The sequence below is a fragment of the Pseudomonas sp. Pseusp15 genome, from assembly GCF_059492165.1.
On sequence record NZ_CP168523.1, the window covers coordinates 5,916,164 to 5,930,552 of the forward strand.

Consider the following 14,389-nt stretch of genomic DNA (forward strand, 5'->3'; position numbering starts at 1 on the left):
GCTTGCCTCACTCTGCTCAGCTATTTCGCTTTTCAGCTCTTCAATTTAACAATGAAGCCTCTGGCCATTTAAACCACAAACCCTTCTACCAGTACATGCCATTGCTGGCGGCTGGGTTCGTTCCGATCAACGGCATTGCGGCCTTGCTGACGGGGCTTTCAGGGTTGCGAGTGTGCCTGCGGCAGACATCGATCCAACGTTATGTAGTGCGCGCTGCGGCATACTACATGATGAATTGCGGTTGTGAAAATTAGACTAATTACGTCGTTCTGCGACCCCATGACGCATTGCAGTCATGTCGGGGAACGGGATGTTCTCAAAAAACTATTGGATTGTTCCAGTTAAATATAAAAACTTGTACACATAATATTCGATGCCCTGCTATGGAGATGGGGCTTTTGTGGCTAGGGGGCTTGCCCCCGTTCGGCTGCGAAGCAGTCGTAGATCGCCTGATGCGAATACGCTGGAGAAACTCAAGTGGCCGCTTCGCGACCCAACGGGGGCAAGCCCCCTCGCCACAACCAGCGCCTTGCCTATACTTGCCTTTCCATAACAAAAGTCATGACAAGAGGGCTGTGCCATGGACCATCTCGTACTCACGGTATTCGCCCCGGACAAGCCCGGGCAGGTCGAGCGCATTGCCCAATGCATTGCCGAGCATGGCGGCAACTGGCTGGAGAGCCGCATGTCGCGCATGGCCGGGCAGTTCGCCGGGATTCTTCGGGTGGGCGTACCGGCCGAAGCCTACGATGAACTGGTAGACGCCCTACAGGGACTGTCGACCCAGGGCATCCGTGTGATGATCGCCGAAAGCAGCATCGAACAATCCTGCACCTGGAAGCCGATTGCCATGGAACTGGTGGGCAATGATCGTCCGGGCATTGTGCGGGACATTACGCGTCTGTTGAGTGAGCAAGGGGTGAGCCTGGAGCGGCTGGTGACCGAAGTGCGTCCGGCGCCGATGAGCAGCGAGCCGTTGTTCCATGCCGAAGCAATTCTTGCGGTGCCCTTGACCTTGTCGCTGGAGGTGCTGCAATCGCGCCTGGAAACCCTGGCGGACGACCTGATGGTCGAATTGGTGCTGCGCAGCGAACCTTGAACAGGTTATCCAAGTTATACGTGCACCTGCCTGTGGATAACCTGTAGAGACACCCCGCCAGCCCACGCCGGCCGGGGCTCTTCAGGATCTGATCAAAAAACCAGCAGTTTCAGTGACTTGCGCACAAACGCCGGGGATCACGTTGTGGATAACCTTGGGAAGGATGGATGCAGGCCACGGGAGACGTGGCCTGTAGAGATTTGTACGTTTTCTGATCAGCTGCGGCGGCGCAGACTTATCCACGCGTCGACGCTGTAAACCGCCAGACCTGCCCAGATAAAGATGAACGCCACCAGCGTGCTGGACGACAAGTGTTCGCCAAACAGCAGGACGGCTTGCAACAGCACCAGCGTCGGCGCCAGGTACTGGAGAAATCCGAGGGTGGTGTAGGGCAAGTGCCGGGCGGCGGCGTTGAAACACACCAGCGGCACCAGCGTCACCGGACCGGCGGCTACCAGCCACCAGGCTTCGGAGCTGGTCCAGAATGCGGCTTGCGCGCTGGTCGCCGTCGGATTGAACAGCAGCCAGGTGACAGCAATCGGCACCAGCATCCAGGTTTCCACCACCAGCCCCGGCAACGCCTTGACCGGTGCCTGCTTGCGGATCAGGCCGTAGAAGCCGAAGGTCAATGCCAGCACCAGCGACACCCACGGCAGGCTGCCGACCTGCCACACTTGCTGCGCGACACCGACCGCCGCCAGCCCCACCGCGATCCACTGCATGCGCCTTAGCCGTTCGCCGAGGATCAGCATCCCCAGCAGCACGTTTACCAACGGGTTGATGTAGTAACCGAGGCTGGCCTCAAGCATGCGTCCGTTGTTCACCGACCAGACGTAAGTCAGCCAGTTGGCCGCGATCAGCGTGCCGCTCAGGGCCAGGATCGCCAGCCGCCGTGGATTCTCACGCAGCTCGCGCCACCAGCCGGGATGTTTCCAGACGAGCAGCAGCAAGGCGCCGAACAACGCGGACCAAAGCACTCGGTGGATGATGATCTCCACGGCGGGTACGTTGGCGATGGCTTTGAAGTAGAGCGGGAAAAGTCCCCAGATGATGTAGGCACTCAGGCCCAGGATGTACCCGCGACGCAGGTTGGCGGCTTGCATGAGAATCCTTGCTTAGGCAGCTAACAAAGAGGGGATTGTATAGATGTGTCATGACTTTTGTAGGCGCGAGGCTTGCTCGCGAAGAACTTTAACGCCGTTTGCCGGCTAGCCCGCATCGATCTTTTCGCGGGCAAGCCTCATTCCTGCAAGGGGAGCGGCGTCAAAAGAGTTTCAACGGCTCTTCATTCAGTGCCGCCAATTGCTCACGCAACGCCAACACTTGATCGCCCCAATAGCGCTCGGTGCCGAACCACGGAAAGCTGCGAGGGAAGGCCGGGTCGTCCCAGCGACGGGCGAGCCAGGCGCTGTAGTGCATCAACCGCAAGGCACGCAGCGGTTCGATCAGTGCCAGTTCCCGCGGGTCGAAGTCGTGGAATTCGCTGTAGCCGTCCATCAGTTCCGACAGTTGCCCCAGACATTCCTGACGGTCACCCGCCAGCATCATCCAGATATCCTGCACCGCCGGGCCCATGCGGCAGTCGTCGAGGTCGACGATGTGGAACATTTCGTCGCGACACATCATGTTGCCGGGGTGGCAATCGCCATGTATGCGGATGTTCTGGTGTGGCGTGGCCTGGTAGACCTCTTCCACGCGCTTGAGCAAGTCGCGGGCGACGGACTCGTAGGCCGGCAGCAGACTGCGCGGTACGAAATTGCCTTCGAGCAAGGTGGCCAGTGAGTCGTGACCGAAGTTTTTCACCCCAAGCACTTCACGGTGTTCGAACGGTTTTGTAGCGCCGACCGCATGCAGACGACCCAGCAGTTGGCCCAGGCGATACAGCTGATCAAGGTTGCCGGGCTCCGGTGCGCGACCACCCCGGCGCGGGAACAGGGTGAAACGGAATCCGGCATGTTCGTGCAGGCTCTCGTCGTTGTGGATCAGCGGCGCGACCACCGGTATATCGCACTCGGCGAGTTCGAAGGTGAATTGGTGCTCTTCGAGAATCGCTTCGTTGGTCCAGCGCAACGGACGGTAAAACTTGGCGATCAGCGGCTCGGAGTCTTCGATGCCGACCTGATAGACACGGTTCTCGTAGCTGTTGAGCGCCAGAATGCGCGCGTCGCTGAGAAAGCCGATGCTTTCGACGGCATCGAGCACGAGGTCTGGGGTGAGGGTTTCAAACGGGTGGGCCATGCTGACTCCTGCGCGCGGCAGGCTGCCGCGTCCGGCCAAGCATGGTAGCGCAGACGGGGCCTCTTTAGGGGGGGCTTGAGGTAAGTATGGTTTGGGCTGACGCTTTCGCGGGCAAGCCTTGCTCCTGCAGTAGGCGTGAGACTTGCCGCGAAGAGGCCCTGTCAGGCGCCGACGATCCCGCCATCCTCGCGGGTAATCGCCATCACCGAAGACCGCGGCTTGCCATTGGGCAGGTGTTCAGGGAATGTCGACCCGCCGTTTTCCCCCGGATGCTGAATCCCGACAAACAAGGTCTTCTGATCCGGCGAGAAGCTGATCCCCGTCACTTCACAGCCAACCGGCCCCACCATGAAACGACGGATCTCGCCGGTCATCGGGTCGGCACACAGCATCTGGTTATTGCCCATGCCCGCGAAGTCGCCCGTGTTGCTCGTGTCGCCATCGGTCAGAATCCACAAGCGTCCGGCCTTGTCGAAGCCCAGGCCGTCCGGGCTGTTGAACATGTTCTGCGGGGTGATGTTTGACGAGCCGGCCTTCGGCGTGCCGGCGTGGACGCCCGGGTTGCCGGCGACCACAAACAGGTCCCAGGCAAAGCTATTCGAACCGTGATCGTCGCGGTCGGTGCGCCAGCGCAGGATCTGCCCGTAGACGTTCTTCTCGCGTGGGTTCGGGCCGCCCACCGGTTGGCCTTCTTCGCCGCGCTTGGCGTTGTTGGTCAGGGTGCAATAGACCTGGCCGTCCTTGGGGCTGACGACGATCCATTCCGGGCGGTCCATGCGCGTGGCGCTCACCACGCTGGCGGCGAGGCGCGCATGAATCAGCACTTCGGCCTGATCGGCAAAACCGCTGCTGGCGTCGATGCCGTTCTTGCCGTGGGTCAGTTCGATCCACTGGCCCTGGCCTTTCGGATGATCGGCGTTGCCGTCGCCCGCATCGAAACGCGCCACGTACAAGGTGCCGTGGTCCAGCAGATCGCGGTTGGCTTTGGGGTTTTTGTGGTTGATCTTGTCGCGGCTGACGAATTTATAGATGAACTCGCCACGTTCGTCGTCGCCCATGTACACCACGGCGCGACCGTCGTTGGTTTCGGCCAGGGCAGCGTTTTCATGTTTGAAGCGGCCCAGCGCGGTGCGTTTGACCGGCGTCGAGTGCGGATCGAACGGGTCGATTTCCACCACCCAGCCGTGGCGGTTGAGTTCGTTGGGATTTTTCGCCAGGTCGAAGCGTGGATCGTGTTGATGCCAGTTGATGTCTTTGCTGGTTGCCACTGCGCCGTAGCGTTTCTGCGCGGCGTCGAATTTTTGCTCGGCATTGCTGCTGCCGAAGCAGTCGGTGAAGTTCTCTTCGCAGGTCAGATAAGTGCCCCACGGCGTTTTGCCGTTGGCGCAATTCTGGAAGGTGCCGAGGACTTTCTTGCCGTGTTTGTCGGCACTGGTTTTCAGCAGGTCGTGACCCGCTGCGGGGCCGCTCAGTTTGATGGGCGCATTACCGTGAATGCGCCGGTTGTAGCGCGAGCCCTGGACGAACTGCCACTGGCCGTTCTTGCGCTGCACTTCGATCACTGACACGCCTTCGCAGGCCAGGGCCTTGCGCACATCTTCCGCCGATTGCGGCATGCCGCCGTGGGGGTAGAGGTAGCGGTAATTGGTGTATTCGTTGTTGATCGCCATCAGCGCCCGGTCTTTGTCACCGGGGAATTCGAACAGGCTCATGCCGTCGTTGTTGTCGCCGAACTGGACTTCCTGCGCCTGGGCCGTGCCGTTACCGCTAGGGTCGAATGCCGGGCCATTCTTTTGCAGAGGCTGACCCCAGCTAATCAAAACCGAGGACTTGTAGCCCGGTGGCAGGGTGATGGTATCGGTGGTGGCGGCGGCAATGCTGTCGAAGCCCAACAGCTTGCTGGAACCGGCGCTGACGCTGGCGGCCAGCACGCTGCGACTCAGCAGGTTGCCACCGAGAAACATCGCCGCACCGCAGAGGGCGCCGGCGCTGATGAAGCCACGACGGCTGAGGCCGACCATTTTTTCGAGGTCGGTGGGTTGGTTGTCTTCTAATAGGCTCACATCAGGCTCCCTGCGGGTTTTTGCAGCCACCTTAAGGGCGGTTGATGAAGCTTTTGTTGCAGCGCCTGCAGGCTAGAGCGGTGTACCCAGCAGGATGTTCGATGGCGCGAACTGCACCTGCACCGGTTTACCGGCGGCAAGCCCGAGGTTTTTCAGGTGCAGCGGCTCGGCCAGGGCGCAAAGTGTCTGGCCATTGGGCAGGCCGATGCGCACTTCGCTGGGGCTGTCTTCGGCGTCGAGGATTTCTTCGATCGTGCCCTTCAGGCAATTGTTGCCATGTGTTGCAGCTTGATCGATGCCAAGCAGTTCCAGCCAACCGGCCTTGATCAGTGCGACCACTTCGGTACCCGTTTCCAGCTCCAGGCGCAGGGTGCTGTCGTGAGTGATCTGCGCGTCAATGAGCAAGCCTTCGGCCAGTTCAAGGCGGATCCGGTCGTTGCGCCCCTGTGCATCGATCGCCACGACCTTGCCGTGCAATTGATTGCGCGCGCTGGTTCTGAGCATCAGCCGACCGAGCAAGTCCAGGTCGCTGGCCTCTTCGGCGGCTTCCAGAACCTGAGCCTGCAACGCTTGCAGCTTTTGATACAGGCGCAACACGCGCTCGCCTTCGCTGGACAATTTGGCGCCACCGCCGCCCTTGCCACCAACGCTGCGCTCCACCAGTGGTTTCTGCGCGAGGTTGTTCAGCTCGTCGATGGCGTCCCACGCGGCCTTGTAACTCAGGCCGGCGCTTTTTGCGGCGCGGGTGATCGAGCCCTGTTCGGCGATGTGTTGCAGCAACGCGATGCGCTGCGGACGACGGACAATGTGCTGGGACAACAACGTAGGCAAGGACATGGCAAGGCGCTTTGGGCTGTGGCGATGGATGGGACGTTGGCGACTTGGCGTGCGGGAGTCAAGTCAGGCCCCATCGCCAGGTTTGGGGGTACGGGCCAGGCAGTAGACGTCGACCCGCGTCGCACCCGCCGCCATCAACAGCCGGGCCAGGGCCTGTGCGGTGGCGCCGGTGGTCAGCACATCGTCCACCAGTGCGAAGTGGCGACCTTTGACCGAAGCCTCGGGCGCCAGTGCGAAGGCGTGGCGCAGGTTCTTTTTACGTGCATCGGCATTAAGGTCTTGTTGCGCGCTGGTGTCCTGAGTCCTCACCAACAGCGTTTCATCACAAAGAATGTCGAGGCCGGCGCTGAGCCAGCGGGCGAGCATCGCCGCTTGGTTGAAACCCCGCTGTCGCAGCCGCTTGGGGGCCAGCGGTACCGGTATCAGCGCGTCGGGCCGATCCAGATCTTCATCGAAGCGATGTTGCAGGAACTGAGCAAGAAGTTCGGCGAGCAGGCGGCCAAGCGGCCATTTTGCGCTGTGCTTGAAGCGGGTGATCAAACTGTCGACGGGAAAGCTGTAAGTCCAGGGCGCGGCGACTCGCTCGAAGGCTGGCGGTTGTTTCAGGCATTGGCCGCACGTCAGACCGGTGGCGGGCAAGGGCAGGGCGCAGGTGTGGCATTGGTCGTCCAGCCAGGGCAGCTCGGTTTCGCAGGCCATGCAGATCGGTATGGTGTCGTCCGCGACCTCTGAGCAGAGCAAACAGGATTGTTTATTTTTTAACCAGATGTAAACCGGTCCTTCGTATCGTGGTTGACAGTGCATGAGTCTTCCTTAAATATGCCGAACATCCGTGTCGCGTCTGTGGGTATTCCATTCCCCCAGTCGCTTGCCAAGCATAACCAAGGAATCGCCCATGAGCGCCAGCACCACTGCCACCCTGCGTCACGACTGGTCTTTGGCTGAAGTCAAAGCACTCTTCGTTCAGCCATTCAATGACCTGCTGTTCCAGGCGCAGACGGTGCACCGCGCGCATTTCGACGCCAATCGCGTCCAGGTTTCCACCCTGCTGTCGATCAAGACCGGCGCGTGCCCTGAAGATTGCAAATATTGTCCGCAGTCGGGTCACTACAACACTGGCCTGGAAAAAGAAAAGCTGATGGAAGTGCAGAAGGTCCTCGAAGAGGCTGCTCGCGCCAAGGCGATCGGTTCGACCCGTTTCTGCATGGGCGCGGCGTGGAAACACCCGTCGGCCAAAGACATGCCTTACGTGCTGGAGATGGTCAAAGGCGTGAAAGCTATGGGCCTGGAAACCTGCATGACCCTTGGTCGTCTCGATCAGGACCAGACCGTCGCCCTGGCCGAAGCCGGCCTGGACTACTACAACCACAACCTCGACACCTCGCCGGAGTTCTACGGCAGCATCATTACCACCCGCACTTACAGCGAACGCCTGCAAACCCTGGCCTACGTGCGTGATTCGGGGATGAAGATCTGCTCCGGCGGCATTCTCGGCATGGGCGAGTCCCTCGACGACCGCGCCAACCTGCTGATCCAGCTGGCCAACCTGCCAGAGCATCCAGAGTCGGTGCCGATCAACATGTTGGTGAAAGTCGCCGGCACGCCGCTGGAAAATGCCGACGACGTCGATCCGTTCGACTTCATCCGCATGCTCGCCGTTGCACGCATCCTGATGCCGAAATCCCACGTACGCCTGTCCGCCGGTCGCGAAGCGATGAACGAGCAGATGCAGGCTCTGGCGTTCTTTGCCGGCGCCAACTCGATTTTCTACGGCGAAAAACTGCTGACCACCGCCAACCCGCAGGCAGACAAGGACATGCAACTGTTCTCGCGTCTGGGCATCCTGCCGGAAGCCCGCGAAGAGCACGCCGACGAAGTGCATCAGGCCGCCATCGAACAGGCACTGGTGGAGCAGAAGAGCAGCGAGCAGTTCTATAACGCTGCTGTTTAACCCACGCAAAACCCTGTAGGAGCCTGCTTGCTGGCGATAGCATCACCACGGTCTGTCTGATGACCGTGGTGATGCTATCGCCAGCAAGCAGGCTCCTACACTCTGATCTTCGAGGCCTGCATGTCTTTCGATCTCGCCGCACGCCTTGCTGCCCGTCGTGCCGAAAACCTTTATCGCCAGCGCCCGCTGCTTGAAAGCCCTCAAGGCCCGGAAGTGGTGGTCGATGGTCAGCCATTGCTGGCGTTCTGTAACAACGATTACCTGGGCCTGGCCAATCACCCGCAAGTGATCGAAGCCTGGCGCGCCGGCGCGTCTCGTTGGGGCGTGGGCGGTGGTGCTTCGCATCTGGTGATTGGCCACAGCGGCCCGCATCACGCGCTGGAAGAAGCCCTTGCCGAATTCACCGGCCGTCCGCGCGCATTGCTGTTCACCACCGGCTACATGGCCAACCTCGGCGCGGTCACCGCATTGGTCGGGCAGGGCGATACGGTGCTGGAAGACCGGCTCAATCACGCGTCGTTGCTGGATGCCGGTTTGCTGTCCGGTGCGCGTTTCAATCGCTATCTGCATAACGATGCGGCCAGTCTGGCCAACCGCCTTGAGAAGGCCACCGGCAATACGCTGGTGGTCACCGACGGCGTGTTCAGCATGGACGGTGACATCGCCGATCTGCCGGCGCTGGCGCGGGAAGCCAAGGCCAAAGGTGCCTGGTTGATGGTCGATGACGCTCACGGCTTTGGTCCGCTGGGCGCCAATGGCGGTGGGGCCGTCGAGCATTTCGGCCTGAGTCAGGAGGACGTGCCGGTGTTGGTTGGCACCCTCGGCAAGGCGTTCGGTACGGCCGGTGCTTTTGTGGCTGGCAGTGAGGAGTTGATCGAGAGCCTGATCCAGTTCGCTCGCCCCTACATCTACACCACCAGCCAGCCGCCGGCACTGGCCTGCGCGACGCTTAAAAGCCTGGAATTGTTGCGCAGCGAACACTGGCGACGTGAGCATTTGCAGGCGCTGATTCGCCAGTTCCGCCAAGGCGCCGAGCAGATTGGCCTGGAGTTGATGGACAGCTTCACGCCGATCCAGCCGATCATGATTGGCGATGCCGGGCGTGCGGTCCGGCTGTCGCAGATGCTGCGTGAGCGTGGCCTGATGGTGACCGCGATCCGTCCACCGACCGTGCCCGCCGGCAGCGCCCGCTTGCGCGTTACCCTGACCGCCGCTCACAGCGAGGCGCAGGTGCAGCTATTGTTAAATGGACTGGCCGATTGTTTTCAACAACTGGGACCGGAGCCAAGCCATGCGTGATCGTCTGATTCTGCTGCCGGGCTGGGGTCTCGGGATTTCTCCGCTGGAACCCTTGGCGGCTGCCTTGCAAGGCCTGGATGAGCATCTGCGCGTCGAAATCGAACCACTGCCGGAACTGGAATCGAGCAACCTTGAAGAATGGCTCGATGAACTGGATTCGACGCTGCCCCAGGATGCCTGGCTAGGTGGTTGGTCATTGGGCGGCATGCTGGCATCCGAATTGGCGGCGAAGCGCGGTGACCGTTGCTGCGGTTTGGTGACCCTGGCGAGTAACCCTTCTTTTGTCGCCCATGAGCAGTGGTCGAGCGGGATGCCTGGCGAGACCTTCGACGCGTTTCTGGCCGGTTGCAAAGCCGATCCGGGCATGACGTTGAAACGTTTCTCGCTGCTGTGCACCCAAGGTGCCGCAGACCCGCGCGGGCTATCGCGGCTGTTGCTCGCTGGCGCACCGCTTTCGTCTCCATCGGTGCTGATGAGCGGCCTGGAGTTGCTTGCACAGCTGGATACCCGGCAAGCGTTGCAGGCGTTTCGCGGTCCGCAATTGCACTTGTTTGGTGGTCTCGACGGATTGGTCCCGGCCGAAGCGGCGGGGGATTTGCTGGCGCTGCTGCCGGATGTCGAAATCGGTCTGATTGAACAGGCCAGCCACGCGTTTCTTCTGGAAGACCCCCACGGTGTGGCGGGGGCGATTCAGGCCTTTTTGCATGAGTCCGGTGATGACTGATTTGTCCTTTCCCAACCTGCCCGGCGGCTTGCCCGATAAACGCCAGGTAGCGGCGTCCTTTTCCCGAGCGGCGGCGAGCTACGACAGCGTGGCCGAGTTGCAGCGCGACGTTGGCAATGAATTGTTGCGTCGTTTGCCGGAGGATTTTGTCCCGGGTCGATGGCTGGACATGGGTTGTGGCACCGGGTATTTCAGCCGTGCGCTCGGTGAGCGTTTTCCTGCCGGCAACGGGCTGGCCCTTGATATCGCAGAGGGGATGCTCAATCACGCCCGTCCCTTGGGCGGCGCCAACCATTTCATCGCCGGTGATGCCGAACGCTTGCCGTTGCAGGATTCGACCTGCGACCTGGTCTTCTCCAGCCTGGCGGTGCAATGGTGCGCGGATTTCGCCTCGGTGCTCAACGAAGCGTATCGGGTGCTGAAACCGGGCGGTATTTTCGCGTTTGCTAGTCTGTGTGTAGGCACGCTGTACGAATTGCGCGACAGCTGGCGTCAGGTGGATGGCATGGTGCACGTCAACCGCTTCCGCGAGTTCGGTGTTTACCAGCAGCTTTGCGCGGGCAGTGGCTTGAAGGTCATCAGCCTTGAAACACATCCACATGTGTTGCATTACCCCGATGTCCGCAGCCTGACCCATGAGCTCAAGGCACTCGGGGCGCATAACCTGAACCCCGGTCGGCCGGGCGGTTTGACCGGCAGGGCGCGAATCCTCGGCTTGATCGAGGCTTACGAGCAGTTTCGTCAGGCACAGGGACTGCCGGCGACTTATCAAGTGGTTTACGCCGTGCTGGAGAAACCCTTATGAGCGCAGCCTATTTCATCACCGGTACTGACACCGATGTCGGCAAGACCACCGTCGCCGCAGGTTTGCTGCATGCCGCGCGATTGTCAGGCTTGAGCACAGCGGCGGGTAAGCCGGTAGCCTCCGGGTGTGAGCTGACGCCCAAGGGATTACGCAACGCCGACGCACTGGCACTGCTGGCCGAATGCTCGATACCGTTGACCTACGATCAGGTCAATCCGGTCGCGTTCGAGCCGGCGATCGCACCGCATCTGGCGGCGCGGGAGGCTGGCGTGGCGCTGACCGTGCAATCGTTGCTGGCACCAATGCGGCAGGTTCTCGATCTGCAGGCGGACTTCACCTTGATCGAAGGCGCTGGCGGCTGGCGAGTGCCGTTGGCGGATCAAGACAATCTGTCAGACCTGGCCATGGCGCTGGATCTGCCGGTAATCCTGGTGGTTGGTGTGCGCCTGGGCTGCATCAACCATGCGCTGCTGACGGCTGAGGCAATTGCTCGGGATGGTTTGCAGTTGGCGGGGTGGGTGGCGAACATCATCGATCCGAAGACCTCGCGCCTGGAAGAAAACCTGGCGACGCTGGCCGAGCGCATTCCCGCGCCGTGCCTGGGGCGGGTGCCGAAACTCAAGTCGGTGACGGCCGAAGCGGTGGCCGAACATCTACAGCTGGATCTGCTGGACTGACGTTTCTGGCGTGGGTTTTACCTATGATAAGGCACTGTGCCATTAGTGTTTTTGTCGGGCCTTTTAGCGGCGTGTCTGGTTCAATGGCCGCTGTTGATCCTTTGTAGGACGAGTTCTCCCATGGAAATCTCAGGAAACACCGCTTTCTATGCCGGTCTGAGCACTATTCAGACAGGGCAGAGCCGCGTCGATCAGGCTTCGGGGCAGATCGCCAACAACACCATCGAGCGTTCGGTCACCAGTCAGTCCTCCGAGGTTCAGGTCGATCGTCTGCGCTCGGTAGACCGCAGCCAGCAATCGGATCTGGCCAGCAATGTGGTCGAGATGTCTCAAGGCAAGTTCCAGGTGGAACTTGGCGTCAAAGTCGCCAAGGCCTCCGATGAAATGCTCGGTACGTTGATCGATACCTTCGCCTGATTCCTCATTGAATTCACTACCCCAGCGCCGCGCCTGTTCGCGGCGTTTTTCTGCGTAAGTCCTTCTCCCTCAACTAATCTCTCCTACATGACGTGTTGCTCAATCAACGACGTTGCGCCACTGCGCGCCCAAGATTTTCATAGATCGAAGACGAACGGCAAAAGATCGGCGCTTGACAAGGTTTGGGCGTAAACGTATGTTTCAAACAACTGTTTGACCGTCACAACAAATCACCACGGTCGTTCATTCCCGGTTACATCAGCAGAGGTTTATCGCTATGCCTGACTACAAGGCCCCCTTGCGTGATATTCGCTTCGTTCGTGACGAACTGCTCGGCTACGAAGCGCACTATCAGAGCCTTCCGGCTTGCCAGGACGCAACTCCGGACATGGTTGACGCCATTCTCGAAGAAGGCGCCAAGTTTTGTGAGCAGGTGCTGGCTCCGCTGAACCGCGTGGGTGACACCGAAGGCTGCACCTGGAGCGAGTCGGGCGTTAAAACCCCGACCGGTTTCAAAGAAGCCTACAAGCAATTCGTCGAAGGCGGCTGGCCTAGCCTGGCCCACGATGTAGAGCACGGCGGCCAGGGCCTGCCGGAGTCTCTGGGCCTGGCTGTCAGCGAAATGGTTGGCGAGGCCAACTGGTCGTGGGGCATGTACCCAGGCCTGTCCCATGGCGCGATGAACACTATTTCCGAGCACGGCACGCCTGAGCAGCAAGAGGCTTACCTGACCAAACTGGTTTCCGGCGAATGGACCGGCACCATGTGCCTGACCGAACCGCACTGCGGCACTGACCTGGGCATGTTGCGCACCAAGGCTGAACCTCAGGCCGACGGCTCCTACAAAGTGTCCGGCACCAAGATCTTCATCTCGGCCGGTGAGCACGACATGGCCGACAACATCGTCCACATCGTTCTGGCACGTCTGCCGGACGCACCTGCCGGCACCAAAGGCATCTCGCTGTTCATCGTGCCGAAATTCCTGCCGAACGTAGATGGCTCGATCGGCGCGCGCAACGCTGTGAGCTGCGGTTCCCTGGAACACAAGATGGGCATCCACGGCAACGCCACCTGCGTGATGAACTTCGACGCGGCCACCGGTTACCTGATCGGCCCGGCGAACAAAGGCCTGAACTGCATGTTCACCTTCATGAACACCGCACGTCTGGGTACCGCGCTGCAAGGTCTGGCACACGCCGAGATCGGCTTCCAGGGCGGCCTGAAATACGCTCGCGATCGCCTGCAAATGCGCTCCCTGACTGGCCCGAAAGCGCCGGACAAAGCCGCTGACCCGATCATCGTTCACCCTGATGTTCGTCGCATGCTGTTGACCATGAAGGCGTTCGCCGAAGGCAACCGTGCGATGGTTTACTTCACCGCCAAGCAAGTCGACATCGTCAAATACGGCGTCGATGAAGAAGAGAAGAAGAAAGCCGACGCATTGCTGGCCTTCATGACGCCGATCGCCAAAGCCTTCATGACTGAAGTCGGTTTCGAATCCGCCAACCACGGCGTGCAGATCTACGGTGGCCACGGCTTCATCGCCGAGTGGGGCATGGAGCAGAACGTTCGCGACAGCCGTATTTCGATGCTGTACGAAGGCACCACCGGCATCCAGGCACTCGACCTGCTGGGCCGTAAAGTGCTGATGACTCAAGGCGAAGCGCTCAAGGGCTTCACCAAGATCGTCCACAAGTTCTGCCAGAGCAACGAAGGCAATGACGCGGTCAAAGAGTTCGTCGAGCCATTGGCTGCACTGAACAAAGAATGGGGCGAGCTGACCATGAAGGTCGGTATGGCGGCCATGAAAGATCGCGAAGAAGTCGGCGCAGCATCCGTGGACTACCTGATGTACTCCGGTTACGCCTGCCTGGCCTACTTCTGGGCTGACATGGCGCGTCTGGCGGCCGAGAAACTGGCTGCCGGTACCACCGAAGAGGCGTTCTACACCGCCAAGCTGCAGACTGCGCGCTTCTACTTCCAGCGCATCCTGCCGCGTACCCGCACTCACGTTGCAACCATGCTGTCGGGCGCCAACAACCTGATGGACATGAAAGAAGAAGACTTCGCACTGGGTTACTAAGCCCTACGCAGTCTCTTCACAAAGCCGCTGCTTCCTCGGAAGCAGCGGCTTTTTTATGCCTGACGCAAACGATCACGTCTTTAAATATTCCTGACTAAAACGCTAAGAAGAACGACTTTGCTGCCGTTAAAGAGGCTGCGATGTGACGCCTGTCACGTTGCACGTGCTTAGCTGCGCCAAATGCAGGCACAATGCC

General features: G+C 60.4%; 13 protein-coding genes. 8 read left to right on the top strand and 5 right to left on the bottom strand.

Annotated elements, in window-relative coordinates; translation table 11 throughout:
- Positions 1-580: 580 nt before the first annotated feature.
- Entirely contained in the window at positions 581-1,099 is a 519-nt protein-coding gene (locus tag ACEN8R_RS26700) for a glycine cleavage system transcriptional repressor (protein ID WP_007936467.1), read from the top strand.
- 215 nt (positions 1,100-1,314) lie between these two features.
- On the opposite strand, the gene rarD is transcribed toward ACEN8R_RS26700, so the two are convergent.
- From rarD to ACEN8R_RS26725, 5 genes are all read right to left on the bottom strand, one after another.
- The gene (gene rarD / locus ACEN8R_RS26705) at positions 1,315-2,202 is read right to left on the bottom strand and encodes an EamA family transporter RarD (protein ID WP_495624470.1); all 888 of its coding nucleotides are present in this window, start codon (positions 2,200-2,202) and stop codon (positions 1,315-1,317) included.
- Positions 2,203-2,362: 160 nt separating this feature from the next.
- The gene (locus ACEN8R_RS26710) at positions 2,363-3,337 is read right to left on the bottom strand and encodes a serine/threonine protein kinase (RefSeq protein ID WP_018928813.1); all 975 of its coding nucleotides are present in this window, start codon (positions 3,335-3,337) and stop codon (positions 2,363-2,365) included.
- Between the two features lie 161 nt (positions 3,338-3,498).
- On the bottom strand, positions 3,499-5,400 hold the full coding sequence (locus tag ACEN8R_RS26715) for a PhoX family protein (protein WP_495624471.1): 1,902 nt from the start codon (positions 5,398-5,400) through the stop codon (positions 3,499-3,501).
- A 72-nt stretch (positions 5,401-5,472) separates the two neighbouring features.
- Positions 5,473-6,237 carry a TOBE domain-containing protein gene (locus ACEN8R_RS26720; protein ID WP_018928815.1) on the bottom strand — a complete coding sequence of 255 codons (765 nt, stop codon included), beginning with the start codon at positions 6,235-6,237 and terminating at the stop codon, positions 5,473-5,475.
- Positions 6,238-6,300: 63 nt separating this feature from the next.
- Positions 6,301-7,041 carry a ComF family protein gene (locus ACEN8R_RS26725; RefSeq protein ID WP_495624472.1) on the bottom strand — a complete coding sequence of 247 codons (741 nt, stop codon included), beginning with the start codon at positions 7,039-7,041 and terminating at the stop codon, positions 6,301-6,303.
- A 91-nt stretch (positions 7,042-7,132) separates the two neighbouring features.
- Here ACEN8R_RS26725 and bioB point away from each other — a divergent pair, with 91 nt between their 5' ends.
- The 7 genes from bioB (at position 7,133) to ACEN8R_RS26760 (ending at position 14,193) form a co-directional block, all read left to right on the top strand.
- Entirely contained in the window at positions 7,133-8,188 is a 1,056-nt protein-coding gene (gene bioB, locus ACEN8R_RS26730) for a biotin synthase BioB (protein ID WP_008008198.1), read from the top strand.
- Between the two features lie 120 nt (positions 8,189-8,308).
- Positions 8,309-9,487, top strand: a complete 1,179-nt coding sequence (gene bioF, locus ACEN8R_RS26735) for an 8-amino-7-oxononanoate synthase (RefSeq protein ID WP_064620799.1) — start codon at positions 8,309-8,311, stop codon at positions 9,485-9,487.
- Entirely contained in the window at positions 9,480-10,211 is a 732-nt protein-coding gene (locus tag ACEN8R_RS26740; RefSeq protein ID WP_018928818.1) for an alpha/beta fold hydrolase, read from the top strand. Before bioF ends, ACEN8R_RS26740 begins: the two co-directional genes overlap by 8 nt.
- On the top strand, positions 10,204-11,016 hold the full coding sequence (gene bioC / locus ACEN8R_RS26745) for a malonyl-ACP O-methyltransferase BioC (protein WP_018928819.1): 813 nt from the start codon (positions 10,204-10,206) through the stop codon (positions 11,014-11,016). The genes ACEN8R_RS26740 and bioC overlap by 8 nt, the downstream gene beginning before the upstream one ends.
- A complete protein-coding gene (gene bioD / locus ACEN8R_RS26750) occupies positions 11,013-11,693 on the top strand; it encodes a dethiobiotin synthase (RefSeq protein WP_018928820.1) in 681 nt (226 codons plus the stop codon). Before bioC ends, bioD begins: the two co-directional genes overlap by 4 nt.
- Positions 11,694-11,813: 120 nt before the next feature.
- A complete protein-coding gene (locus tag ACEN8R_RS26755) occupies positions 11,814-12,110 on the top strand; it encodes a hypothetical protein (RefSeq protein ID WP_018928821.1) in 297 nt (98 codons plus the stop codon).
- Between the two features lie 277 nt (positions 12,111-12,387).
- Positions 12,388-14,193, top strand: a complete 1,806-nt coding sequence (locus ACEN8R_RS26760) for a phenylacyl-CoA dehydrogenase (RefSeq protein WP_495624473.1) — start codon at positions 12,388-12,390, stop codon at positions 14,191-14,193.
- Positions 14,194-14,389: the final 196 nt, after the last annotated feature.

Excerpts from the sequence above, each read along its gene's own strand:
- ACEN8R_RS26700 (WP_007936467.1), top strand. The coding sequence starts at position 581 with ATGGACCATCTCGTACTCACGGTATTCGCCCCGGACAAGCCCGGGCAG.
- rarD (WP_495624470.1), bottom strand. The coding sequence starts at position 2,202 with ATGCAAGCCGCCAACCTGCGTCGCGGGTACATCCTGGGCCTGAGTGCC.
- ACEN8R_RS26710 (WP_018928813.1), bottom strand. The coding sequence starts at position 3,337 with ATGGCCCACCCGTTTGAAACCCTCACCCCAGACCTCGTGCTCGATGCC.
- ACEN8R_RS26720 (WP_018928815.1), bottom strand. The coding sequence starts at position 6,237 with ATGTCCTTGCCTACGTTGTTGTCCCAGCACATTGTCCGTCGTCCGCAG.
- ACEN8R_RS26725 (WP_495624472.1), bottom strand. The coding sequence starts at position 7,041 with ATGCACTGTCAACCACGATACGAAGGACCGGTTTACATCTGGTTAAAA.
- bioB (WP_008008198.1), top strand. The coding sequence starts at position 7,133 with ATGAGCGCCAGCACCACTGCCACCCTGCGTCACGACTGGTCTTTGGCT.
- bioF (WP_064620799.1), top strand. The coding sequence starts at position 8,309 with ATGTCTTTCGATCTCGCCGCACGCCTTGCTGCCCGTCGTGCCGAAAAC.
- ACEN8R_RS26740 (WP_018928818.1), top strand. The coding sequence starts at position 9,480 with ATGCGTGATCGTCTGATTCTGCTGCCGGGCTGGGGTCTCGGGATTTCT.
- bioC (WP_018928819.1), top strand. The coding sequence starts at position 10,204 with ATGACTGATTTGTCCTTTCCCAACCTGCCCGGCGGCTTGCCCGATAAA.
- bioD (WP_018928820.1), top strand. The coding sequence starts at position 11,013 with ATGAGCGCAGCCTATTTCATCACCGGTACTGACACCGATGTCGGCAAG.
- ACEN8R_RS26755 (WP_018928821.1), top strand. The coding sequence starts at position 11,814 with ATGGAAATCTCAGGAAACACCGCTTTCTATGCCGGTCTGAGCACTATT.
- ACEN8R_RS26760 (WP_495624473.1), top strand. The coding sequence starts at position 12,388 with ATGCCTGACTACAAGGCCCCCTTGCGTGATATTCGCTTCGTTCGTGAC.